General features: G+C 71.2%; 15 protein-coding genes and 3 pseudogenes. 8 read left to right on the plus strand and 10 right to left on the minus strand.

Features of this window, described 5'->3' with window-relative positions:
• Nucleotides 1-58: 58 nt before the first annotated feature.
• The 3 genes from C503_RS0132765 to uvrA all read right to left on the minus strand — a co-directional run bounded on the left by C503_RS0132765 (nucleotide 59) and on the right by uvrA (nucleotide 6,653).
• Nucleotides 59-3,415: a YcaO-like family protein gene (locus C503_RS0132765; protein ID WP_018686459.1), complete on the minus strand. Its 3,357-nt coding sequence runs from the start codon at nucleotides 3,413-3,415 to the stop codon at nucleotides 59-61.
• The gene (locus tag C503_RS0132770) at nucleotides 3,405-3,605 is read right to left on the minus strand and encodes a hypothetical protein (protein ID WP_018686460.1); all 201 of its coding nucleotides are present in this window, start codon (nucleotides 3,603-3,605) and stop codon (nucleotides 3,405-3,407) included. The genes C503_RS0132765 and C503_RS0132770 overlap by 11 nt, the downstream gene beginning before the upstream one ends.
• A 195-nt stretch (nucleotides 3,606-3,800) precedes the next feature.
• Nucleotides 3,801-6,653, minus strand: a complete 2,853-nt coding sequence (gene uvrA, locus C503_RS0132775) for an excinuclease ABC subunit UvrA (RefSeq protein ID WP_018686461.1) — start codon at nucleotides 6,651-6,653, stop codon at nucleotides 3,801-3,803.
• Nucleotides 6,654-7,076: 423 nt separating this feature from the next.
• Between uvrA and C503_RS44140 the strand changes: the two are divergent.
• Nucleotides 7,077-7,778 (plus strand): annotated as a pseudogene (locus C503_RS44140) (maleylpyruvate isomerase N-terminal domain-containing protein); the annotation flags it as partial.
• Here C503_RS44140 and C503_RS48265 read toward each other — a convergent pair.
• A complete protein-coding gene (locus C503_RS48265) occupies nucleotides 7,745-9,049 on the minus strand; it encodes an acyltransferase family protein (protein WP_018686463.1) in 1,305 nt (434 codons plus the stop codon). The pseudogene C503_RS44140 and the gene C503_RS48265 overlap by 34 nt on opposite strands.
• A 102-nt stretch (nucleotides 9,050-9,151) precedes the next feature.
• Between C503_RS48265 and C503_RS0132790 the strand changes: the two genes are divergently transcribed.
• A complete protein-coding gene (locus tag C503_RS0132790) occupies nucleotides 9,152-9,829 on the plus strand; it encodes an MBL fold metallo-hydrolase (protein ID WP_018686464.1) in 678 nt (225 codons plus the stop codon).
• A gap of 295 nt (nucleotides 9,830-10,124) precedes the next feature.
• Here C503_RS0132790 and C503_RS0132795 read toward each other — a convergent pair whose 3' ends face one another.
• A complete protein-coding gene (locus C503_RS0132795; protein WP_018686465.1) occupies nucleotides 10,125-12,170 on the minus strand; it encodes a hypothetical protein in 2,046 nt (681 codons plus the stop codon).
• A gap of 185 nt (nucleotides 12,171-12,355) precedes the next feature.
• On the opposite strand from C503_RS0132795, the gene C503_RS47060 reads away from it, so the two are divergent.
• Complete coding sequence (locus C503_RS47060) at nucleotides 12,356-13,201, plus strand: DUF4262 domain-containing protein (RefSeq protein WP_018686466.1); 846 nt, start codon at nucleotides 12,356-12,358, stop codon at nucleotides 13,199-13,201.
• On the opposite strand, the gene C503_RS0132805 is transcribed toward C503_RS47060, so the two are convergent.
• Nucleotides 13,202-14,245, minus strand: coding sequence for a hypothetical protein (locus C503_RS0132805; protein ID WP_018686467.1), 1,044 nt, complete (start codon nucleotides 14,243-14,245; stop codon nucleotides 13,202-13,204).
• Between the two features lie 60 nt (nucleotides 14,246-14,305).
• Complete coding sequence (locus tag C503_RS0132810; protein ID WP_026316938.1) at nucleotides 14,306-16,600, minus strand: ATP-binding cassette domain-containing protein; 2,295 nt, start codon at nucleotides 16,598-16,600, stop codon at nucleotides 14,306-14,308.
• A gap of 60 nt (nucleotides 16,601-16,660) precedes the next feature.
• On the opposite strand from C503_RS0132810, the gene C503_RS0132815 reads away from it, so the two are divergent.
• Nucleotides 16,661-17,428 (plus strand): TetR/AcrR family transcriptional regulator, encoded by a 768-nt coding sequence (locus tag C503_RS0132815; RefSeq protein ID WP_018686469.1) that lies wholly within the window; start codon nucleotides 16,661-16,663, stop codon nucleotides 17,426-17,428.
• Nucleotides 17,429-17,444: 16 nt separating this feature from the next.
• On the opposite strand, the gene C503_RS0132820 is transcribed toward C503_RS0132815, so the two are convergent.
• A complete protein-coding gene (locus C503_RS0132820; protein WP_051114999.1) occupies nucleotides 17,445-17,831 on the minus strand; it encodes a YciI family protein in 387 nt (128 codons plus the stop codon).
• A 225-nt stretch (nucleotides 17,832-18,056) separates the two neighbouring features.
• Between C503_RS0132820 and C503_RS0132830 the strand changes: the two genes are divergently transcribed.
• The 4 genes from C503_RS0132830 (at nucleotide 18,057) to C503_RS0132845 (ending at nucleotide 22,956) form a co-directional block, all read left to right on the plus strand.
• Complete coding sequence (locus tag C503_RS0132830) at nucleotides 18,057-21,581, plus strand: hypothetical protein (RefSeq protein WP_018686472.1); 3,525 nt, start codon at nucleotides 18,057-18,059, stop codon at nucleotides 21,579-21,581.
• A gap of 65 nt (nucleotides 21,582-21,646) precedes the next feature.
• Nucleotides 21,647-22,084, plus strand: coding sequence for a YdeI/OmpD-associated family protein (locus tag C503_RS0132835; RefSeq protein WP_018686473.1), 438 nt, complete (start codon nucleotides 21,647-21,649; stop codon nucleotides 22,082-22,084).
• A gap of 57 nt (nucleotides 22,085-22,141) precedes the next feature.
• Complete coding sequence (locus tag C503_RS0132840; protein ID WP_018686474.1) at nucleotides 22,142-22,555, plus strand: helix-turn-helix domain-containing protein; 414 nt, start codon at nucleotides 22,142-22,144, stop codon at nucleotides 22,553-22,555.
• Entirely contained in the window at nucleotides 22,552-22,956 is a 405-nt protein-coding gene (locus C503_RS0132845; RefSeq protein ID WP_018686475.1) for a DUF4180 domain-containing protein, read from the plus strand. The genes C503_RS0132840 and C503_RS0132845 overlap by 4 nt, the downstream gene beginning before the upstream one ends.
• A 40-nt stretch (nucleotides 22,957-22,996) precedes the next feature.
• On the opposite strand, the pseudogene C503_RS48785 reads toward C503_RS0132845, so the two are convergent.
• Both C503_RS48785 and C503_RS48790 read right to left on the minus strand, forming a co-directional pair.
• Nucleotides 22,997-23,680 (minus strand): annotated as a pseudogene (locus tag C503_RS48785) (endonuclease I family protein); the annotation flags it as partial.
• A gap of 90 nt (nucleotides 23,681-23,770) precedes the next feature.
• Nucleotides 23,771-24,226, minus strand: a pseudogene (locus C503_RS48790) (DUF6359 domain-containing protein); the annotation flags it as partial.
• Between the last annotated feature and the right edge of the window lie 46 nt (nucleotides 24,227-24,272).

Genomic DNA, 24,272 nt, shown 5'->3' on the forward strand with positions numbered 1-24,272 from the left:
GGCGGGGATCATGCCCAGCGCCGGTGCACGCCACCTGTCCCCCGGATGAACGCCGGACTCACCAGATCGGGTGGACCACGTCCCGCAGCTGGGCACCCGAGTGTCGGAGCCGGGCGACCGGGGCGCGGTCGTTGCCATGGCCGTAGCTGATCGGCTGCAGGTCCGGGCTCACCGCGCGCACCACCCGGAACGGGCTGGTGGCCACATCCGGGCTGGTCACGTCCACCACCGCGACCCTGGCGCCCGCCCGGCCGAGCTGTCCGGCGAGATCGGCGACCGAGGTGTCGAAGGCGGGTTCGGGCAGGTCGGCCAGCCGGGTCGTGCCGCCGCAGCGCAGCCGGTCGAAGGCGGCGATGCGGTTGGTCGGGAAGTAGAAGGCGGCGTGGTCGACCATCTCCCGCACGGCCTCCGGGCGCGCGGGCACGACCAGCTGCCGGTCCCGCAGCAGCCCGGCCAGGTGCGGGGCGGTCTGCGCGAGCTCCAGCACGGCGGTGCGGATGGCCGCGCGCGGCGACCGGTCGGCGCCCAGGCCGAGCGCGACCCCGGGCCAGCGCCTGCCGTCGCCGAGCGCGAGCGCGACCGCGGTGGTGCCGTAGCGGGAGGTCGGCAGCAGGTACACCTCGACTGCCGGGCCGCGCCCGCGCAACGCGTCCACGATGTCGGCGGTCTCCGCGTCCAGCGTCTCGTCCAGCTCCACGTACCGGCCGCGCGCACTGGTGCGCCACGCGGTCATCATCGCGTCCCGCTCGACCAGCTCCAGGGTGGCGCGGACGACGGCGGCGTCCGCGTCCGGACCGGCGGCGAGGCCGTTGGAGGAGCCCTGGCAGATGAAGTGCTCGGGCAGCAGGGTCATGGACAGGTAGGCGAACACGGCGGGCACCCACACGGGGGTGTCGGTGCCCAGCCAGGTGCCACGCACCCATGGATGGTCGATGCGCCGGTCGAACGGCACGTACCCGAAGCCGGGCCGGGTGTACTGGGCCGGTTCGTACAGCGGGAACTCGCGCGGGTCGAGGATCTCGCCACTCAGGTCGGCGGGCCGCGCCCAGACCAGCCTGCCCGCGTCGGGCAGCGACGCCGAGTAGCGCTCCACGGCCTCGGCGACGGCGGAGACGATCGCGGCGGACCGGGTCATCCCCTTGCCCCAGCCGATCGGCAACGGCCTGGGCACGCCGCCGCGGTCGAGCAGGTGCGGCGGCGCGGCGGTGGCCACGTGCGGACCGTTGTCGCCGAGCGGTTGGCGGAGGGTGATCCACGGGATCACGCCGGTCAACGGGTCGACCCAGCCCGCGAGCGCCTCCAGCAGCTCCGCCGGGTCGTCCTCGTCGGTGTCGGGGAGCCCGACTGTGGCGATGCCGTCGGCGCCGCCGCAGACCTCGCAGAACGGCAACGGGATCACGCGGTGCCAGACGGGTTTCGGCCCACCCAGCTCGGCGAGGTGGCCGACGAGTTCGCGGGGGTCGGCGCGGAGGAGGTCGACCAGCTGGGCCAGGGCGGCCTCGTCCGCCGTGCGCACCACGGCGGTGGTCTCGTCATCGGGCCGCGGCGGCCCGGCCATCCCGGCACCGGCGGCGACGCGCCTGCCCCGGGCGCAGGCAGCGCAGCCGGGCTTGCCGGGCACGGACAGGGGGCCGACCAGCAGCCGGTCGTCGGCGATGACGATGGTGAGCGCGCGGACTCGCGACGAGCGCGCCCAACGGTCGAAGGCGGGGTTCTCGCCGATGCTCACGGAGAACTTGGCGGTGTTGGCGGCGGGTGATCCGAAGAGGTGGATGTCGGCGCCGAACTCCTGGCGGAGCCGGTCCCGCAGCCCCGCCGCGTCACCGCGCCAGGGTGGGCGGGTGGCCTTGGGCCTGGTGAACATGGTCGACGCGGCGGGATCCACGATCGCCGCGCGGTTGCTCGGGGGTCCGGAGTGGACGGTCCGGGGCCGGATCGCCCTGGTCGGGCTGTCGACCGGGTTCGCGCTCGTGGCGGCGGCCTGGATCGCGGCCCTGGGGACGAACCGGGTGGTCTCGCTGTCGAACTTGCCGCCGGGCCGTTTCGGCGGGACGCCCAGTACCTCGGGCGGCACGGCGGTGGTCGCGTCCGGGTCGTCCGGGGCCTTGGTGGCACCCGCGCCGCCTCCGGGTGTGTCGACCCTCGCGATGATCGCGGCGAGTTCCTCGGGCCCGACCGCCGTGGTGGCCTCGGGGTCCGCGACCCGCTCAGGGGCCGTTGCACCGGCTCCGGGGGCGACCGCTCCGGTCGCCTCGCCGTCCTCCGCACCTGCCTCGACAGGAACCTGCCCCGCGACCGGTCCAGGCACGACCGCCTCGGTCGCAGGCGCGTCGTCAGCCACACCCGCAGACCCGGCGCGCGTGGCCCCGGAATCCGTACCCGCGATGATCTCGGCAAGTTCCTCGGGCCTGACCGCCGTGGTGGCCTCGGGGTCGGCGACCCGCTCGGGAACATGCCGTTCGCCTGCGGGTGGGACAGCACTGGTCGCGGGCTCGTCGTCAGCGGTACTCACTGACGCGGCGCGCGCGTCCGAATCGCCAGGCACGGAGTTCGTTCCCGCGACGATCGCGGCGAGCTCCTCAGGTCCGACCGCCGTCGTGGCCTCCGGATCCACGGCCTGCCCGGGCACGGCAGCCGTCCCCACGACCTCGGAGGCGACCGCCCGGGTCACCTCACCGTCCTCGGCGCTCGCCGACGCCTCCGCGGAAACCCGAACCGACTCGCTCGCGGGCTCGTCGGCGGTGATGCCCGCCGACGCGGCAGGTGCGTCCGGATCCTCGGGCTCGACCGCCGCGCCGTCACCAGCGTCCACCGGCGCCTCGACGGCCGAGTCACTCCCGGTCACGACCGACCCTTCAGGCATGACCGCCCTGGTCACGGGGGTCTCCTCAGGGACGCTCACCCGCGCAACGCCCGTTTCCGAGTCCCCGGAATCCGTTCCCGCCATGATCGCGGCCAGTTCCTCGGGGCTGACCGCCGCGGTGGTGTCCGGATCAGCGGCGACGACGAGCGCCTCGGCGCTCTCCGAAACAGCCCCCGCGGGCTCGATCGCGTCCGGGGCGGCGCTGTCGGCAACGGCCGGTTTCTCTCCATCGAGGTCCGGCGTCGCGGACATGGCCGGTTCGTCGACCGGACTCTCGGACCCGTCCGACTCGGAATCCGCTTCCGCGAGGATCGCCGCCAATTCCTCGGGGCCGACAGCCATCGTCGAAGCCGGACCCGCCGCCGCCCCCGGGATCTCTGCGGCCGGTTCGTCGTCGGCAGTCGCGTCAGGATGTTCGACAGCGGTCGAGGGGGTCGTCTCCACCGCGGGAACCACCTCGCCCGAGCCGCCGAGCAGCTCATCGCGCGCGGCAGTGTCCACTTCGGCCGAGTTCGGGTTCGTGGCCGGGTTCAGGTCCGGGTCAGCCCGCACGCACCGGTCCTGTCTGGCGGGCCGCGGCGGGGCGGCGGGGGTGGGGGCGGAAGTCGGCCGGGGCGGTGATGCCCTTGCGGATGTCCCAGGCGCGGAAGCGGTCGTCCGTGCCCGGGGCGAGCAGGGCCGCGGCCGCCGCGGTGGGGCGGGTGCGGGCCACGCGGGCCGCGAGGTCTGTGGGTTCGAACATGGCCGTTTCCTCCTCGTGCCGATGCGCGCCGCCCGCGCCTACGAGGTAGGAGTCAGCATCGGCGACCGGGATACGCCCTGTCCACAACTCGTTAGCGCTGGTCACCGTGTGCGCATCGGCGGTACCCCGGGGTGATCACCGGGGGTGGGCCGACCTGCGGGAGTGCCCGCGGCGGCCCGCCACCGGTGGCACGTCTCACATGACGTGGGCCAGGAACTCGCCGGTGTAGCTGCCCTCGGCCTTGACCACGTCCTCCGGGGTGCCCTGGGCGATGACCAGGCCGCCGCCGGAGCCGCCCTCGGGTCCCATGTCGACGATCCAGTCCGAGCCCTTGATCACGTCCAGGTTGTGCTCGATGACGATCACCGTGTTGCCCTTGTCGACCAGGCCGTTGATCACCCCGAGCAGCTTGCGGATGTCCTCGAAGTGCAGGCCGGTGGTGGGCTCGTCGAGGATGTAGACGGTGCGGCCGGTGGAGCGCTTCTGCAGCTCGCTGGCCAGCTTCACCCGCTGCGCCTCGCCGCCGGACAGGGTGGGCGCCGGCTGGCCGAGCCGCACGTAGCCGAGGCCGACGTCCACCAGGGTCTTCAGGTGCCGGTGGATGGCCTTGATCGGCTCGAAGAAGTCGGCCGCCTCCTCGATCGGCATGTCCAGGATCTCGGCGATGGTCTTGCCCTTGTAGTGCACCTCCAGGGTCTCCCGGTTGTACCGGGCGCCCTTGCAGACCTCGCACGGCACGTACACGTCGGGCAGGAAGTTCATCTCGATCTTGATGGTGCCGTCGCCCGCGCACGCCTCGCAGCGGCCGCCCTTGACGTTGAAGGAGAACCGGCCCGGCTGGTAGCCGCGCACCTTGGCCTCGGTGGTGGCGGCGAACAGCTTGCGCATGTGGTCGAACACGCCGGTGTAGGTGGCCGCGTTGGAGCGCGGGGTGCGGCCGATCGGCGACTGGTCGACCTGGACCAGCTTGTCCACGTGCTCCAGGCCCTTGACCCGGGTGTGCCTGCCGGGCACCTGCCGGGCGCCGTTGAGCTTGTTCGCCAGCACGGTCGCCAGGATGTCGTTGACCAGCGTGGACTTGCCGGAACCGGACACGCCCGTGACCGACACCAGGGCGCCGAGCGGGAACGACACGTCGATGCCGCGCAGGTTGTGCTCGCGCGCGCCCACGACCGTCAACTGCCGCTTCTTGTCGATCGGGCGGCGCATGTCCGGCATCGGGATCTCGCTGCGGCCGGACAGGTAGGCGCCGGTCAGCGACTCCTTGTTCTTCAGCAGCTCCTTGAACGTGCCGCTGTGCACGACCTTGCCGCCGTGCTCGCCCGCGCCCGGTCCGATGTCGACCACCCAGTCCGAGGAGCGGATGGTGTCCTCGTCGTGCTCGACCACGATGAGCGTGTTGCCCAGGTCGCGCAGCCGGGTCAGTGTCTCGATGAGCCGGTGGTTGTCCCGCTGGTGCAGTCCGATCGACGGCTCGTCCAGCACGTACAGCACGCCGACCAGCCCGGAGCCGATCTGGGTGGCCAGCCGGATGCGCTGCGCCTCGCCGCCGGACAGGGTGCCGGACGCCCGGTCCAGCGACAGGTAGTCCAGACCGACGTCCAGCAGGAACCGCAGCCGGGCCTGGATCTCCTTGAGCACCGCGCCCGCGATCATGGTCTCGCGCTTGCCCAGCTTGAGCCCGTCCAGGAACGCCGAGCACTCGCCGATGGACATGTTCGACACCTCGGCGATCGACTTGTCGCCCTCGGTGCCGTGCGCCAGCGTGACGGCGAGGATCTCCGGCTTGAGCCGCGTGCCCCGGCACGAGGGGCACGGCACCTCGCGCATGTACCCCTCGTACTTCTCCCGCATGTACTCGGAGTCGGTCTGCTCCTGACGCCGCTCCAGGAACGGGATCACGCCCTCGTAGGCGGCGTAGTACGAGCGCTCGCGGCCGTAGCGGTTCTTGTAGCGGACGTGCACCTGGTCGCTGACGCCGTGCAGCACCGCCTTCTGCGCCTTGGCCGACAGCCGCCGCCACGGCATGTCCATCCGGAACCCGATGGTCTCGGCCAGCGAGGTGAGCAGCCGGGTGAAGTACTCGGCGGTCTGCCCGCCCGCCCAGGGCGCGATCGCCCCGTCGGCCAGGGACAGCTCGTCGTCCGGGACGACCAGCTCCGGGTCGACCTCCTTCTTCACGCCGATGCCGGTGCACTCCGGGCACGCGCCGTAGGGCGAGTTGAACGAGAACGAGCGCGGCTCCAGGTCCTCCACGCCGAGCGGGTGGCCGTTCGGGCAGGCCAGGTGCTCGGAGAAGCCGCGCACCCGGTGCGGGTCGTTGTCCGGCAGGTCGACGAACTCCAGCTCGACCAGGCCGTCGGCCAGCCGCAGCGCGGTCTCCACCGAGTCGGTGAGCCGCTGCTTGGAGCTCGCCTTCACCGACAGCCGGTCGATGATCACCGCGATGTGGTGCTTCTCCTGCTTCTTCAGCTTCGGCGGGTCGGCCAGCGAGTGCACGACGCCGTCGACCAGGGCGCGCGAGTAGCCCTGGGTCTGCAGGTTGGCGAACAGGTCGATGTACTCGCCCTTGCGGCCGCGGATGACCGGGGCGAGCACCTGGAAGCGGACGCCGGACTCCATCGCCAGCACCTGGTCGACGATCTGCTGCGGGGTCTGCTTGCTGATCGCCTCGCCGCAGGTGGGGCAGTGCGGCTTGCCCGCGCGCGCGTAGAGCAGGCGCAGGTAGTCGTAGACCTCGGTGATGGTGCCGACGGTCGAGCGCGGGTTGCGGCTGGTGGACTTCTGGTCGATGGACACCGCGGGCGACAGGCCCTCGATGAAGTCGACGTCCGGCTTGTCCATCTGGCCGAGGAACTGCCGGGCGTAGGCCGACAGCGACTCGACGTAGCGGCGTTGCCCCTCGGCGAAGATCGTGTCGAAGGCGAGGCTGGACTTGCCCGAGCCGGACAGGCCGGTGAAGACCACCAGGCTGTCGCGGGGCAGGTCGATGTCCACGCCACGCAGGTTGTGCTCCCGGGCGCCGCGAACGACGAGGCGGTCGGCCACTGAGGTCCCTTCGGATCGTGCTGGACGCGGGGCACCCGGCCACACGTCCTGGTTCGGCGGTGTACTGCTGGTCGGTCTGTCGGCGCACCGCCCGTCTCGCGCGGGACCGGCGGCGACCCCGGTCGGGTCGCGCACGTCGCGCTCGGCGGCGCCGCACCGGTGCGCGGGTACCCGGCGGGTCCGGTCGGCACGCTGGCGGGGCGCGCGGGCGTGCCGGAGGGTCCGGGGCGGTCGGGTTCGAGCGCGGTCGGAGCGGCCACGGCGGTGGCACGGGCATGCTAGATGGGGGCACCGACAATTCTGACCGACGCCGAGACGCGGTGCACCCAGCCTGGCGGTACCGGTCGGTCACCGAGGCGTCCTACGCTGGAGGCGGGAGCGCGTTGCTCCGATCACACCAGCGACACCAGTGCGGGGGGCGGGATGAGCGTGTCGGACACGTCCGCGAACGCGGTCGGCGGCCAGGTCGAGGCGCCCTCGGGGCGCCCGGACCTGCCCAACCAGCGGCGTTCCGACGGCGCGGCCAGGGCGGCCGAGTGCCTGGCGGCGCTGCGGGAGGCCTGGTCGGTGCTGCACCGCGTGGTCGCCGAGCTGCCCGACCCGGCGTTCCGCGAGCCGAGCCTGCTGCCTGGCTGGTCAAGAGCGCACGTGGCGACGCATATCGCGCGCAACGCCGACGCCCTGGTCAACCTCATGACCTGGGCGCGGACCGGGGTGGAGCACCCGGCGTACACCAGCAGGGCGGACCGCGACGCGGACATCGAGGACGGCGCCACGCGGCCCGCGCAGGTGATCCGCGAGGATCTCTACGCCGCCTGTGACCGATTTCACATCGCAGCGGGTCGGATGACCGAGACCGACTGGGCGGCCACCGTGATTCACCCGCACGGGCGACCCCTGGTCGCGCTGGAGGTGCCGTCGCTCGCCCTGTTCGAGGCCTGGCACCACCTGACCGACCTGGACGCGGGCGTGACCCTGGCGGACGTGCCTGCCGCGCACCTGGACCGGCTGCTCGACATCGCCGTGCGGCCGCTGCGGGCGCGCGCGGCCGGGGAGCCGATGCGGCTGGTGGCCGACCTGCCGGACGGCCGTCAGCGCACCTGGGAGCTGGCCATCGCGACGCCGTCCAGCTCGGCGGAGCTGTCCGGTCCTGGCGTTGCGGTCCTGGCCTGGCTGACCGGCCGGTCCGACGGGGCCGAGCTGACCGGGGTCGCGCCGGAGCTGTCGGCCTGGGGCTGAGCGGGGACCGTCGGCAGCTCCCAGACCGCCTTGCCCAGCGCGGCGGCGAAGTCGCGGGTGCCGTGCCAGATGCGAGGACCGTTGGCGACCAGCCAGGCGTGCACGGGCCGCTCCACGAACCGGGTGATCGCCCAGCCCAGCCCGACCGCGAGCGCCACCGAGGCGATCAGCCTGCCCCAGGCGTTCACGCCCGCGTCGAGCAGGAAGCGGGCGAGGATGAAGCCGAGCTCCTGGTGCACCAGGTAGACGCCGAACGAGATGCCCGCCAGCCACCGGATCGGACCGGCCATGGCGCGGATGACCGGGATGTCCCAGTCCGGCCCGCCCGCCGCCGCGACCACCCCGACCAGCACGACCCCGAACGCGACTGTGGACGGTCCGTCGGTGAAGTAGGTGTGCGCGTCCTGCGCGACCAGCGCGGCGAACAGGTACGCGGACAGGTGCGGCAGGGACATCCGCCGCTGCGACCACAGCCAGATGGCGGCGCCCGCGCCGAACAGCGCCACGCGGTGCAGGGCGAGACCGTCGAACGCGCACCTGATCCACAGCGCCGCGTCCTCCTGCCGCCACAGGTAGCGGATCACCACGGGCGCGACCACTAATGTCCACAGTAGAGCGGTCAGTCTGCGGCCGCGCAGCCACCGGCGCGGCCACAGCATGGCGGCGGCCACGAACGCCATGATCTGCACCGGCATCGTCCAGTACGCGGCGTCGATCCAGTGGAACTCCGGCGACCATGCCTGGATGAGCAGCAGGTTCCCGACCAGGTCGGTTGGCGTCGGGAAGTACCAGCCGAACGCGGTGGCGACCGCGCAGGTGGCGGCGTAGGCGAGGACCAGGGCCACCACGTAGGGGGGCAGCAGCCGGGCCAGCCGGTTCCACAGCCAGCGGCGCGTCCCACCCCTTCGGACGGTCACGCACACGAAGTAGGCGGAGATCACCATCAACGTGCTCGCGCCGTACTGCAACGGGAGCAGGAAGGGATACGGTCCGAGTTCCGGGTGGTTGATCGGGGCCTGGTGGGTGATGTGCTGGATCACCACCGAGTACACGGCGACGACGCGCAGCACGTCCCAGCTGATCTTCCGCGGGGACCGCTTCTGGTTCGCTGTCTCTAGTGTCTGCACGAGCTCACAGGTGTCGGCGACAGGGGGCACTTTCTCAGGTCACGCTCAGATAACAGGATAAGTCCCGAACCTGAGTTCCGCCTGAGGAGGTCGCCCCGCGCGGGCGTGACCGCAGAGATTACCGTTGCCCCCGTGGACTTTGTCGACGACTACACCGGCCACGTCGAGCCAGGCGGCCCGGCCGCCCGCCGCACGCTGCCCGCGCTGACGATCACCAAGCTGTCCGTCGGCCCGATGGACAACAACGCCTACCTGCTCACCTGCCGGGCGACCAGGGAGGCATTGCTGGTGGACGCCGCGAACGACCCGCAGCGGCTGTCCGACCTGATCGGCCACGGCCCCGACCGGCCGACGCTGCGCACGATCGTGACCACCCACCAGCACCCGGACCACTGGCAGGGCCTGGGCGCCACCGCGGGAGCCTTCGGCGTCAACACGATCGCGCACGCCCTGGACGCGGACCCGCTGCCGGTGCCCCCGGACCGTTTCGTGGACCACGGCGACACGATCACTGTGGGAGAGATCACCCTGGAGGTGATCCACCTGCGCGGCCACACCCCCGGCTCCATCGCCCTGCTCTACCGTGACCCGACCGGCGACGGCCACCTGTTCACCGGGGACTCGCTGTTCCCCGGCGGAGTGGGAAAAACGGCATCCCCGGAAAACTTCACATCCCTGCTCAACGATGTGAAATCCCGCATCTTCGACGTTCTCCCCGACGCCACCCACTTCTACCCCGGCCACGGCGACGACTCCACCCTCGGCGCCGAACGCCCCCACCTGGCCGAATGGCACACCCGCGGCTGGTGACCCGCTCGGGCGGGGCCGCCAACGGCCCCGCCCGACGGAACGGTCCACACCGCCTTGTTCACAGCAGGTCCGTTCCTCAGGTCGTACGGCGATGGCACGACCGGCCTCTTCACCGAGACCACACAACGCGGCCACTGCATCTCTGGGCATGACGGACTCGACGAAGGTGAGCATGATTCCGGAATCGGTCCCGGTGCGAGGAATACGCTCCAACAGCACCATTTGGACATTCGCGTGATCGCACCGCGCCCATGTCACCCCGGCGCGGACCTGTGCGAGCGGGCAGGCGCGAGGTTCAGGTTGCCGGTTCAAGGACCGCGCGCAGGGCCTGGCAGGCGAGTGTGTCCTCCTCGATCGGGTTGCCCGACGTCGGGAATCGGTGGTCGTCGTCGAGCAGGGGGCCCAGGGTTGTGGCGATGCGGTCGCGCAGGGCGGGTTCGGCGGTGAGTGCGGTACGGAGAAGCTCGGCGACCACCGGGGCGATCCGGGTGGTGTGGTGGTGCGTGATCGCTGCCTCGAAGGTGGCCAGCGCGCGGGTGACGAGGTCGTCCGGGGTGATCTCCGCCAGGTCGGCCAGGGCTTGGAGGGCCACGGCGGCCGCCCAGTGGTCTGGGCCGGACCAGGTTCGGCGGCCCTCGCGGGCGATGTCCCACAACAGGTCCACCAACTCGGCCCGCGACCCCACCTCGAACGCGACGGTGATCGCGTCCGGTAGCGGTGCGCCTGCTTCGTCGACGATCGCGCGGACGGTGGGCCAGGCGCGGGTGTCGGCGATGACGCGAGCGGCGGTGAGTTGGCACTGGCGGGCGGGGAAGGACGTGTGCGCGGTGCCGTCGAGCAGGTCCAGGCAGGCGGCAGGCAGGCCGGGGGTGGGGAAGCGCCGCCAGATGTCGAGGAGGTCGGTGTCGGGGCCGAGGGTGGTCCAGGCCTGGGTGAACGCGGCGTCCGAGTCGGTGGTGATCGCCTCGATGACGGTGTGCCAGGGTTCTTCCGGATCCAGCTCGCGGAGAGCCGCGCGTAATGTCGGCGTGAGCGACGATCGCGCGACGAGGGTCGCCACGGCCTTCGGGGCTGTCTTCCAGGCGGGTAACGCAGCAAGTGCGATGGATTCGTTGGGCGGCAGCGTTTCCATGGCCTCCACCCAGCCGCTCGCGCGCCACCTGGTGATTGCGGCGGTGGCGACGGTGATCAGGTCGTCTGTCGCCCATTCGGCCGGGCGGCGGCGTGCCGGGAAGCCGACCATGGCGTAGGACAGCGGCATCCGGGTTGTCCCGAACGCGACGCGCGGCTCCTCCGGCTCCGAGACAGCGGTTGTCGCGAAGCCTGCCCATCGGGGGTCACGGGCAGCGAAGAGGATCGCGGCAGCGGAGGCGGCGGATCCCCATCGGGCCACGGCATCGCAGATTCGACTGGCGTGCTCGGGAGCGCCGGGTAGGACCAAAGCCAGCGCGGCCACTACGGCCCGGTTCTCCTCCGGCGTGTGCGGGGCGAGCGTGAGCAATCCTTCCACCGCAGACCCGACCGCCGAACGGGAGACCTCAGCGGCGACGGTCCATGCGCGTGCCGTCTCACTGATGGTCAAAGTCCGGAGTTGCCGCAACACCGGGACCGCTCGTGCGCCCGCGTGCCGGAGCAGGGTCTCGATCGAGGATCCGTTGCCGGGGTAGGTCTCGGCGTGATCGGGCCAGAGCCGGACGAGCTGGTCGGCCGGGGCTTCCACTCCAGTCGCGACGGCCGACCAGAGTGCGGCGAAGGTGACCTGATCGTTGCCTCGTTCGATGAGTACGTCGAGGTCTGCCGGGGCGAGTTGCCCGTGTCGCAGCAACGGTTCCATGAGGGCGACCGATGCCTGGGTGTCCACTTCGGCCTCGAAACGGGCCCGCAGGATGTCACCCGGGTCGTCGGTGAGGTTGGCGACGAAACCGTAGACCGCTTGGCGTGTCTCGGGATTCGGGTCATCCATCAGCGGGAGTAGCGCGCTGGTGGCCTCGGCGAGGGCTGTGCGTGTGTCGTGGTCGAAGGTGGTCAGGTCTGTGTCATCGGGGAGGTATTGCGGATCGCGACCGGCGCCTTGGGCGATCGACTCGGCGTAGGCTGTCAGCAGCCAGAGGGCGCCGGTCCGGCCTGGCGCGGTGGGGTCTTGGGCGATGTCGACGAGGATCGGGACGGCGGCTACGGTGGCGGGATAGACGCTGCCCTGGTGCAGGATCGAGGCGTGGAGTTCGCCGACCGCGTCGGACCAGTCGTCCTCGCGCAGGCGGTCGAGCAGGGCGGGCGTGTCCTCGGCGCCGCCGTAGGCGTGCTCCAGGCCTGCCCAGTCCGTACCCTCGCGCGTGTCCATCGGGCGAGTCTACTGTGGTGGGTCCGGTTCGTCGGGGGCTGTCGCCTTTCGGTCTGCACGCGGTTTTCGGACGCTGCCGGGAACAGGGCGGCCCGCACCGGGAACTGGTAACTGTGGATGTCACACGCTCACGGACTCACCAGCCTGCTCGGGAATCACGTCCAGCCCTGAGTACAGTGCCCCGCGTGAGCTGCACCTGCCAGGTTTGCGCCGGTACCCAGGACGAGGCGTTTGTCTCGATCAACGAAGCTGTCGTCGGCCACGGCTGGTGCGTGCTGGGCGTCGACGGCGGTCAAGACGAGTTCGCCTACACCGTGGGCCTCGGCCACACTCTCGACCGCCCAGAGGTCTCCATGTTCGGTCTCGACGTGGAGGACATGCAGCACTGGCTCAACCACGTCGTCGAGCTGTCCCGGGACAACGGCTGGCCCGAGCTCGACCAGGACTTCACCGGCGTCATCGACGGTGTCCCCACCAGGCTCCGCCAGGTGGACCCGTCCTGGGGCAACTCCCTCTTCGCCGCGTCGACCCACTTCTACCTCGGCACTCCCCCGCCCGTGCTGCAACTGGTCTGGCCGGATGCCGAAGGGCGGTGGCCGTGGGAAGAAGGCGTGGACGAGGACTGCCGGTTGGCGCAGCCGCACGCGTGGTTGCCGATCGAGGAGCACCCGGAAGGGACCTGGCGCCTGGTGGGCGAGTTGACACCCGGGTTCCCCTTCCCCGCCAGCCCGGACTCCTGGACCCTCACCACACAGTCCATTATGGACGGCAAGCGGACCCCGGTCCTGCTGGTCCGGGAGGAACGGGCCTACGACGTGCTGGACGAGCGCGGCTACGACGCCGATGACCTGGTGTTGGCCTACCTGGGCGAGGTCGTGCGCGCACACCCGGTCCTCGCGGGCGCGGGCGACGTGGCGGACGGGGCAGCGGCGGCACTCGACGGTGACGCGTGGGTCGGGCGGGAGCGGAGCGAGGACGAGCGGGCGGCGGCTGAGAAGGCCTGGCAGGTGGCAGGCGGGCTGGACGGGTGATCAGGCCCGGAGAACGGCCTGGATCCGGCGGACGAACTCCTCGGGCAGCTCCTCCGGTGGCGTGATCAGCACCCGCCCCTCGACCGCGAACGCGTTGCCCACCAGGCGGACGTCCGCGTGGCACGGCACGCCTGCCTCCTCCAACGGACCCACCAACGCCCGCAGCCGCGCCGAAGTCTGCTTGCCCAGCTCGCCGATGGGCGCGCCGTCGACGCGTAGTTCGACCACCATCGCCGTCGAGCGCGGGCCGGGTCGTTCCACCATGTGCAGGCTCGCGACCGCCAGGCAGCGGCCGGGCGTGTACGCGCGTTCCACCAGCGGTACCAACACATCGAGGTGTTCGCGCTCGTGGGTCAGCTGAAAGGGGCGGCCCGGCGGTAAGTGCGGCAGGTCCTCGTCCACATCGTTGACCGGCAGCGCGAACTCCGGCTCGGCGAGGTCGAGCGCGACCGCGGCGGCGAACTCCGGCCGGTCCCGGGTCCACCAGATCCGCGCCCGGCACGAGCCCGCCCCGCCGATCCGGGACAGTGGCACCCGGTACGCGTCGGCCGCGTCGAGCGGCAGCCCGCCGACATCCCGGCCCTCGATCAGCACCCGTACCGCCGTGTCCCCGACCGCGCGCAGCTCCGCCGTGGCCACCCGCTCCCCCGTGCTCGGCCTGCCGGGCGCCAACGCGCGCACGGCCGTCAGCTCCTCCAGCACCGCCTGGGCGAAGTGGCCGCGCCCGCGCAACGGGGGCGGGACGTCCGCCGCGCGCGGTCGGGGCACTTCCGGTGCCCGCTGCGCGACGAGGATGCCGCGCAGGCGGGTGAACTCCGCTTGGTGCGCACGGGTGAACGCGAGTTGGTAGCGACGGCCGTCGCGCAGGCGGAGATCGAGACGGCCGTTGCGGAGCGGGCCCGCGTCGTGCACTGTCACCGCGGCGATGTCGCGGACGGCCACGGTCAGCGGGCCGCCGCCGAGCGCCAGCCTGCCGACCGCGTTGGTCGGGGTGACCGACAGTCGCCCCTCCGCCAAGGCCACGGATATGCCGATCCCGTCCACGAGCCCGCTCCCGTCCCGCGCCGCGCCACCGTGTGACCGATGTTACGCAGCGGGTCCAGGTCAGGACACCGGGTAGTCCGTCTGGTCGCGCACGTACTCCCGCAGGTGGCGGGCGGTGAGCGTGTCGCCGTGCTCGACCAGGTCGGTGGGCGTGCCGGTGAACACGACCCGGCCGCCGTCGTGGCCCGCGCCGGGGCCGAGGTCGATCAGCCAGTCGGCGTGCGCCATGACCGCCTGGTGGTGCTCGATCACCACGACCGTGTTGCCCGCGTCCACCAGCCGGTCGAGCAGGCCGAGCAGCTGTTCGACGTCGGCCAGGTGCAGGCCGGTGGTCGGCTCGTCGAGCAGGTAGGTTGAGCCGCGCTCGGCCATCCGGATGGCCAGCTTGAGCCGCTGCCGCTCGCCGCCGGACAGGGTGGCCAGCGGCTGTCCCAGGGTCAGGTAGCCGAGGCCGACGTCCACCAGCCGGTCCAGGATCCGGCGGGCCGCTGGCACGGCGAGGAACCCGTGCGCCTCGGTGACCGACATGCCAAGCACCTCGCTGATGTTGCGACCGTTCAGCTTGTGCGCCAACACCTCCGGGGTGAACCGCCTACCCTCGCAGTCCTCGCAGACCGAGGCGACACCGGCCATCATGGCCAGGTCGGTGTAGACGAGGCCGATGCCCTTGCAGGTCGGGCAGGCGCCCGCGGAGTTGGCGCTGAACAGGGCCGGTTTGACGTCGTTGGCCTTGGCGAACGCGGCGCGGATCGGGTCGAGCAGTCCGGTGTAGGTGGCCGGGTTGCTGCGTCGGGAGCCGCGGATCGCGGACTGGTCGACCACCACCACATCGTCCCGTGTGGACAGCGAGCCGTGGATCAGCGAGCTCTTGCCCGACCCGGCGACGCCGGTGACCACGGTCAGCACGCCCAGCGGAACGTCCACATCGACATCGCGCAGGTTGTGCGTGTTCGCGCCGCGGATCGCCACCCACCCGGTGGCCTGGCGCGGTTCCGGGCGCAGCCGGGCGCGGTAGCCGAGGTGGCGGCCGGTCAGCGTGTCGGAGGCGGCCAGGCCGGGGAAGTCGCCGGAGTAGCAGAGCCTGCCGCCGTCGGTGCCCGCGCCGGGGCCGAGGTCGACGACGTGGTCGGCGATCCGGATGACCTCCGGTTTGTGCTCGACGACCAGGACCGTGTTCCCCTTGTCCCGCAACAGCCGCAGCAGGTCGTTCATCCTGGCGATGTCGTGCGGGTGCAGTCCGGTGGTCGGCTCGTCGAAGACGTAGGTGACGTCGGTGAGGCTGGATCCCAGATGCCGCACCAGCTTCACCCGCTGCGACTCGCCGCCGGACAGCGTCGAGGTCTCCCGGTCCAGGCTCAGGTAGCCGAGGCCGATGTCCACCAGCGAGTCGAGGGTGCCGCGCAGCACCGCCAGCAGCGGCCCCACCTCCGGGTCCTCGATCTTGCCGACGAACTCGGCCAGGTCGCTGATCTGCAGGGCCGCGCACTCGGCGATGTCGCGCCCGTCGATCCGCGCGGACAGCGCGGCCGGGTTGAGCCGGGTGCCCCGGCAGGCCGAGCAGGTGCCGAAGGTGGCCACCCGGTCGACGAACGCGCGGGTGCCCGCCTGCATGGATTCCCGGTCCTTGGACAGGATCTGCCGCTGCACCTTCACGACCAGGCCCTCGTAGGTCATGTTGTTGTTGCCGACCCGGACCTTGGTGGCGGGCTTGTAGAGGAAGTCGTCCAGCTCCTGTTCGGTGTAGTCCTTGACCTTCTTGTCCGGGTCCAGCAGGCCGCTGCGCGCGTAGCCCTGCCAGTACCAGGTGTCGACGGTGAAGTTGGGCACGGTGATGGCGCCCTCGTTGAGCGAGAGCCCGCGGTCGACCAGCCGGTCGATGTCGAGGGTGGACACCCGGCCCAGGCCCTCACACCCGGTGCACATGCCCTCGGGCAGGTTGAAGCTGAACGCGCCCGCGCCGCCCACGTGCGGGCTGCCCAGTCGGCTGAACAGGATGCGCAGCATGGTGAACGCGTCGGTCGCGGTGCCCACGGTGGACCGGGAGTTGGCGCCCATCCGCTCCTGGTCGACGATGATCGCCGCGCTCAGGTTGTGCAGGGCGTCCACATCCGGTCTGCTCTGGCTGGGCATGAAGGACTGGACGAAGGCGGTGTAGGTTTCGTTGATCATGCGCTGGGACTCGGCCGCGATGGTGCCGAACACCAGCGAGGACTTGCCGGAACCGGACACCCCGGTGAACACGGTGAGCCTGCGTTTCGGGATGTCGAGGGAGACGTCGGCCAGGTTGTTCTCCCGGGCACCCCGGACCTGGATGGTGTCGTGGCTGTCCGCGGGGTGCACGGTGGCGCGCTGCATCAGTGGGCTGTCCTCACGGTTCAGGATGACGACCGACACCGACACTTTACGCCATAAGGAGTGGATGTGGTCTACGCCGCCCAGGGCGACCCGCGCCGGACGCTGTCGTTGTTGTGGCGCGGCGACGACCCGCCGGAGTCCCGGCCAGGACCCCGGCCGACGCTCACCGTGGACGAGATCATCGCCACCGCGGTGAGCGTCGCGGACGCCGCGGGCACGGCCGGGATGTCGATGCGCACGGTCGGGAAACGCCTGGGGCGGACCGCGATGGCGCTGTACACGTATGTCGCGGACAAGCACGAACTGCTCGACCTGATGTACGACCACGTGCACGCGGAGCTCACCGCGGACGCCGACCCGGCGGACTGGCGCGGCGCGTTGACCGCGTGGGCCGAGGAGTTGTGGGAGTTCTACCTGCGGCACCCCTGGGTATTGTCGATCTCGCCCGCGCGCCCCATTCTCGGCCCGCACGAGACCGCCATGACCGAACGGCTGCTGCGCGTGCTCCAGCCCCTGGACCTGCCGTCGCCGACCCTGCGCGGGGTGACCAGCGCGGTGATCTTCTTCGTGCAGGGCAACGCGCGCGCGATGGCCGACGCGCGCGCCGCCGCCCAGGACACCGGACAGTCCGACGACGAGTGGTGGGCCGCGCGCGCCCCGCACCTGATGGAGCTGGCGGGCGACTTCGGGACCCGCTTCCCGCTGCTCACCCGCCTGGAGGCGGACCACACGCCGTCGGAGGGCGAGCCCTATCTGGAGCGGGACGCGCGCGCCGCGTTCACCGTCGGCCTAGGGGTACTGATCGACGGCATCGCCGCCGCCCGGTGAGCCGGGCCAGGGCCGGTCAGCGGTCGAACCGCGGTGCGTCCACCACCTCGCGGACCTCGATCGACTGCCTGATCGGCCGCCCATCCGGCCCGGGGGCGGCGGAGTTGCGCGCGGCGATCTCGATGGCCCGCTCCCGGCTGTCCACCTCGACGATCCGGAAGCCCGCGAGGAACTCCTTGTACTCGGGGAACGGCCCGTCGGTGACCACCGGTGCGCCGGTCCCGTCGGCGGTGACCACCACCGCCGTCTCCGGCCCGGCGAGGCCCTGGGCGTCGACGAGCTCGCCGGTGGCGGTCAGTTCCGCGTTCAGCGCCAACTGGAACTCCACGTGCGCACGGATCTCCGCCGGGGTCCACTCGGTCATCGGCTGGATACCCGTGACCTGGGCGGTCATCAACAGCATGTACTTCACGGCCGGTCCTCCTCTGTTCGGGCACCATGGTGGTACCCGGGCGAGGAGAGGTCGGAGCCGCGGTCGGTTCCTCGACATCGCCCGCCCGATATCGCGCCCACGATTCCCGGGGCGGGATGCGGTGATCGGGCCGGTGCGCCAGAGTGGGGAGATGGTGCCAGTGTTCCGCGAGCACGCCAGGGGTAACGACGGCGCGCACACGGCCGATTTCCTACCGTGACGGATCGGGCGTCCGAGGGTCCCACCAGCAACTCGCTGCGGGGCAACTCGGGGACGGTCGCGCAGTTCCGGGACAACTACGGGGACATCCACCTCGTGGCCGAGCCCCGGGGCTCCCGCGCGGTGCTGTCCCACGAGGAGCGGCTGGCCCGGCTGTCCGCGCTGCGCAACCTCACCGACGACCGGCTGCCGTTCGTGCCGCCGGGCCCCGACCACCCGTCCGACCCGGCGCGGCTGTTCGCCCGGCTGCGCGACGGCCTCGACGACCGGGGCGTGGTGCTGGTCGGGCCCGCGGGGTCCGGCAAGACCCGCACCTGTCTGGAGGTCGCCGAGCTGGCGCGGGCGGCGGGCTGGCGGGTGCTGCACGTGCTGCCCGGCGCCGACTCGGTGGAGCCGATCGTGTCGGCGGTGGTCGCCGAGCCAGCCCCGGCCCTGGTGCTGGTCGACTACCTCAGCGAGTACCGCGGCCTGGACCGCGCCGACCTGCCCACCTGGCTGTTCACCGAGGCGCGCGCAGCGGGCGTGACCGTGGCCGTGCTGGCGACCGCGCGCGCGGGCTGGATGCTGCTCGACGAGGCCGACCCGGTGCACACCTCGTTCGACGTGGTGGCACTGCGCGCGGACACCGCGCACCAGGACGCGGTGCGCGGCGCCATCCTGGACCTGGAGGCCCCCTCCGCGACCCACCTGTACGGCCGGGACTGGGTGGAACGCGCCTGCGGCAGGCGCCCGGTGATCGCCATGCTGATCGCCCGCGAGGTGGAGGCCTGGGCACGCACCGGCGTCCGACCCGCGGACCCCCGACGCGGCCTGGCGGGCTGGCTGCTGAGCCGGTTGCGGGAGGACGGCCTGGTGCTGCCCCGGCCGAAGCGCGCGTTCGAACGCGTCGAGCCGGACACCGGCCTGCTGGTCTCGGCCGCGGTGGTGGCGGCGTGCCCGCGCCCCAGGGCCGAGCTGGACCGGGTGGCCGAGGCGGTGCTGGGCGGGTCGGCGACCATCGAGGACGCCCGCCAGTACGTGGACACGCTGCTGGGCATGAGCTGGATCGAGGAGGACGGCCCGAACCTGGCCGTGGTGCACGACATCGTCGTCGACCAGCTGCTGGAGCAGGCGATGCTGACCGCCCCCGGCGACCGCGTCCGCCGGTCCGTTGCCGAGTCCCTGCTGACCCCGGCCGTCACCGACGCCCGCACCACCGGCCGCTACGCGCTCAACCTGGCCCGCCTGGTCCGCGAGCTCGCCGCCAAGGGCCGCGCCGACGACCTCACCGCGTTCTGCGCGGAATGGTTGCGGGACAACGCGACCACCGTCGGCCGCACCCTCCTGGACGATCCCGAGTCCGGCGGCTTCACCCTGGGCACCCTGCTGGACGGCGAGCCATGGGCCGACGCCGCCCTGACCTGCTGGGCCGATCTCATCGGCCCCTGGCTGACCCGCCACGGCCGCACCCCCCAGGCCCGCCACCTGTATTTCAAGGGCCTGCACGTCGCCCCCGCCGAGCGCGCCGCCCACCTCTCCGAGGGCGCCATCGGCTGGCTGCGTGACCACGGCGCCCGCGCGGGCGCCGGTTTCGTGCTCAGCGCCCTGCTGGCCAAGGCCGAACTGGGCACCGACGCCGACACCGTCGTCACCACCGCCGTCGACTGGGTCCGCAGACACTGGCGCCGGGTCGACGCCCAGTACGTCCTCACCGGCCTCCTGACCCGACGCGGCCCAGGCTCCCGCACCACGGTCGTCGTCGAATACGCCCGCCGCTGGCTGGTGGTCCACCGGGCCCGCGACGACGCACGGTATGTGCTGAACGCGCTCCTGGACGAACGCCACGACCTGGGCCGCGCCGCCCGAGAGATCATCGGACTCGCGCTGGGTTGGCTGGACCACCACCCCGGCCCGGAGAGCGCCATGGTCCTGAGCGTCCTACTCGGCCGCACCGACAGCGCGGTCCCGTACGCACTGACCTGGCTGGGCGAACACGGTGTGGAACCGAACGCCCAGTACGTCCTGGAGCCCCTGCTCGGCGAACGCACCCTCACCCCGGACAGCTCCGACCGCGTAATACGCCTGTCACTGCGATGGTTGGTGGACAATCTCGACCGCTTCGCAGGCGGCTTCCTCCTCAACGCCCTGTTCGACGGCCGCGATCTCACCCCACACACCACGGATGCATTGCTACTCGCGGTCGCATGGCTACGAGAACACGCCGAGGAACCGGTAGCAGGCGCAGTACTCGGCCGCCTCGTCGACCGCTCCGACCTAGGTGCGGGCGGCCCGGTCGTCCTGCACGCCGCGCGCACGTGGTTGGGCGTACATCACTCCACACACACGGCAGGCCCACTGCTGGCGTCGCTGTTGGCACGGCCTGACGCGGGGGGTGTGTTGGAACACGGCGTGGTGTGGCTGACGGCCAACCGTAAACACCCACTCACCGGTCCAATCGCGACACTACTGCTGCGCCACCCCGATCTCGGCCCCCACCTGACCACCGTCACCGCACACAGCCTGCGCTGGCTGGTCTCCCACCGCGATCACGTTGCCACAGCGGAACTCCGAACAGCCCTGGCGATCGACGTCCCCGATCTCGACTTCATACTGGCATGGCTGGACAACCACGCCGACGCACAACACGCAGAAGTCCTGCTACGCCACCTTCTGCGCCACGAAGACCTCGCCGACAACGATCCCACTGTCACCGGCCATGCGATGACCTGGCTACACCACCACGGTCTCGACCCACACGCGGGTCCGTTGATCGAGGCGGTACTACCGCGCGTGAACGCCGTGGAGCACGCATTGGCTTGGTTGGCAGAACACCACTTGCCCGGCCGCGCGGCCATCTTGCGCGCAGTACTGACCCACCCCGACCTCGGCCCACACAAGGCAACCGCCGTGGACCGAACAATGGACTGGCTGGCCGAAGAAGAGGACATCGTCCGAGAACCGCATCTCGCGGTTCTGAAGTGCCTGCTGGAACTACCGGACCTGGACAAGCGCGCGCACGCGGCAGCGGTGCGTTGGCTGGACGACCATGACGGGGCTGCCGGATCAGCCCAGATACTCAACCTCGTAGTCGACCGCCCCGACCTCGGCTGCTGCACGGAACCGGTGATCGTGCGCGCCCTGGCCTGGGTCCGCGCAAACCCCGCCCACGCAGGCGCGTCGGCTGTCCTGAGCAAACTGCTGACCCGCAAAGACCTGGGCGCCTGGGCAACCCGGGCCATGTCCTACGCCTGCACCTGGATCGCCGACATGGGCACCGCCACCAAAACCCGCTTCGTCATCGGCCGCCTGCTGGCCCGGCCGGACCTGGGCTCCCTGACACCCGAGGCCGTGACACATGCGTTGCAGTGGCTGGACGTCAATGAGAAGTACCCCAAGGCCTGGTTCGTCCTGATCCCACTACTGGACGTACCAGGAGCACACTCCACAAAGGCGGTGTCGCACGCACGAACCTGGCTGGGCGCAACCTCGAACGACCCAACCCAACGCGCCGAAATCGAATCCCGCCTTTCCATCCGAGCCTGACCCCAGCTCGAACCCGATCCCACGCATCACAAGCTCCCAGCCCACCAGCGCGGCATACTGCGCCCATGAAGTTCCACACCACCATAGAACTGGGCGGCAAGACCGCCACCGGCCTCCGCGTCCCCCCGGACATCATCACCGCTCTCACCGCAATGAAACGCGCCCCGGTGACCATCACCATCAACAACCACACCTACCGCACCACGGTCGCCCCCTACAACGGCGCCTTCATGGTCCCCCTGTCCGCCGAACACCGGACCGCCGCAGGCGTCCAAGCGGGCGACGAAGTAGAAGTCGACATCGAACTCGACACCGCCCCACGCGAGGTGGAGATCCCCGCCGACCTGGCAGCGGCCCTGGACGCCACCCCGGGCGCACGCGCGGCCTTCGACAAGCTCTCGTACACCCACCGCAAGGAGCACGTCCGCGCCATCGAGGAGGCCAAGGCCGAGGCGACCCGCCAGCGCCGGATCACCAAGTGCATCGAGAAGCTCACCCAGTAGCCCTATACTTCCCTAACCGCTAGCCACATAGGGAACGATACGGTAGTTTGGTGACACATGGAGATGCTGTCCGTCGAACAGGTCGCCGACGAGCTGGGCCTGCACGTCCGCACCGTGCGCGGCTACGTGCGGGACGGCAGGCTCAAGGCGGTCCGGATAGGGAAGCAGTACCGGATCGCCCGAGCCGATCTGGAAGCGTTGACCGGCGTTCCCGCACCACGGGTCCGCCACACCGACGTCGCGGCCACGGTACGGATCGAGGGCATCGGTCGGGGTGATCTGGACCGGCTGGCCACCGCCCTCACCGCGGCCGCGCAGTCAGGTGCGGACGACCCGGTGCCGCTGCGCGTGCAGCTCTCCTACGACGAAGAACGCGCGAGCCTGACAGTCATGTTGCTCGGTGGCCTGGCCGCCACGACCGAGCTGCTCGGGCTCGTGCGCGTGCTCACCGAGGCCGAGGAGGGCCGATGACCGACCAACACACGATCGCGCCGGGACAGTTCCCGGCTGCCGAGGACCTGGTGGCGGAGGTGGCCGGGCAGACCGTGCTCTACTACCCCGTCGACGGGCCCGCGCTGTCCACCGAGCAGGACGCGCTGGACGTGATCGGGGCGGCCTGGGGTGCGCGGGCGACCGTCGTGGCATTGCCCGCGGGGCGGATGGCGCCGGAGTTCTTCGAGCTGCGCACCCGGGTGTTGGGCGCGTTCATCGCGAAGTTCGTCAACTACCAGGTGCCGCTGGCCGTGGTCGGCGACTTCGGCGCGCACCTGGCCGCGAGCGAGTCGCTGCGCGCGTTCACCTACGAGACCAACCGGGGTAGGCAGTTCTGGCTGCTGGACAGCCTCGACGACCTGCACACGAAGCTGCGTTGACCGAGGGGGCCGGGCGCGGACCCGGCCCCCGATCGCTTGCTCAGCCCCAGATCGACGCGGCCCACTCCGGGTGGTCGACGAACGGGTTGCGGTTGTGCTGGTACCGGTCGAAGATCACGTCGTTGCGGTGCCGCTCGAACGCGTCCGGCGGGTCCTCGGCGTTCCAGCGCAGCAGCGTGGACAGCCTGCCGATGTTGGGCCGGGTCCCGTTGTTGACGCTGTCGTTGACATCCAGGTCGACGTAGCCGTCACCGCCCTCGTAGCGGACGTCCATGTAGAAGATCATCCGGGCCACGTCGCCCTTGACCGCGTCCCGGGGCTCCCACGAGTCGGCGTCGGTGTAGTTGCCCGGTGCCTCGGCGACCGGGGAGCCGCCCTCGTCGAAGTCCTTGTTGCCGCGGTCGGAGTTCACCGAGACGTCCTCGGGGCGCAGGTGGTGCAGATCGGTGCCGGGACCGGTGGCGGTGCCGAAGTCGCCGTGCGACTTGGCCCAGACGTGTTCGCGGTTCCAGTCGTTGACGCCGCCGCCGTTGGACGACTTGCTCTGCGAGCGGCCGCTGTAGACGAGGATGACGTTGTTCGGGTTCGCCGGGTCCTCGTCGGTGGCCTTCAGCGCGTCCCACACCTGGTCGTAGCTGAGCTTCGAGTTGGTGCGGATGATCTGGTTGAGCGCGGTCTTCAGCATCGGACCGGTCTTCCCGAGCGCGGCACGGTAGTAGTCGTCGTTGCCGCCACCGGGCTGCGTGGTCGTGGTCGTGGTCGTTGTGGTCGTCGTGCTGGTGGGGGGCGTGCCCGTGCGCGCGAACGCGGTGGTGGATGTCAGGCCCGGGTGGGCGAAGTACGCCGTGAGCGAACCGGTCACGTCCAACTGGGCGCCGAGAAGCGACGGGTTGGACCTGAGGCCGTAGCCCGCCCGGAACGACGTCGTGATCTGCACGTAGACCATGCGGGAGGTGTTGGTCTCGGCGGCGGAGTCGGCCAGCGCGAGGGCGTAGTCGTTGGGGTAGTTCGCGCGCACCACGGTGGTCGTGGCGGTGGGCTGGCCGACGACATAGCCGCGGACCGTGGCGGTGGAGCCGTTCTGGGTGGCGACAGCCTGGGCGACGGTGAGCGGCGTGGCGGCCGCGGCGGTGGGCCTGCCCTGCAGCGCGACCACGACGGTGGCCAGACAGGCGAGGACGGCTAACAGGGTCCAGCGGTGGCGGGCTTGCACGGCGGCGTCCTTTCCCCGATCGAGACCAAAGTCGACACAACGTGACCTCGGCTTCACTATCGAGTGAAGACACTGCCATGAAGTAACCCACTACCGAGTGAAC

Source organism: Actinokineospora enzanensis DSM 44649, from assembly GCF_000374445.1.
GTDB classification, from domain to species: Bacteria; Actinomycetota; Actinomycetes; order Mycobacteriales; family Pseudonocardiaceae; genus Actinokineospora; species Actinokineospora enzanensis.

Coding starts and splice junctions, on each gene's coding strand:
- C503_RS0132845 (WP_018686475.1), top strand. CDS start 22,552: ATGACCGACCAACACACGATCGCGCCGGGACAGTTCCCGGCTGCCGAG.
- C503_RS0132820 (WP_051114999.1), bottom strand. CDS start 17,831: ATGCTGTTGATGACCGCCCAGGTCACGGGTATCCAGCCGATGACCGAG.
- C503_RS0132840 (WP_018686474.1), top strand. CDS start 22,142: ATGGAGATGCTGTCCGTCGAACAGGTCGCCGACGAGCTGGGCCTGCAC.
- C503_RS0132795 (WP_018686465.1), bottom strand. CDS start 12,170: ATGGACACGCGCGAGGGTACGGACTGGGCAGGCCTGGAGCACGCCTAC.
- C503_RS0132810 (WP_026316938.1), bottom strand. CDS start 16,600: ATGCAGCGCGCCACCGTGCACCCCGCGGACAGCCACGACACCATCCAG.
- C503_RS0132835 (WP_018686473.1), top strand. CDS start 21,647: ATGAAGTTCCACACCACCATAGAACTGGGCGGCAAGACCGCCACCGGC.
- C503_RS0132770 (WP_018686460.1), bottom strand. CDS start 3,605: ATGTTCGAACCCACAGACCTCGCGGCCCGCGTGGCCCGCACCCGCCCC.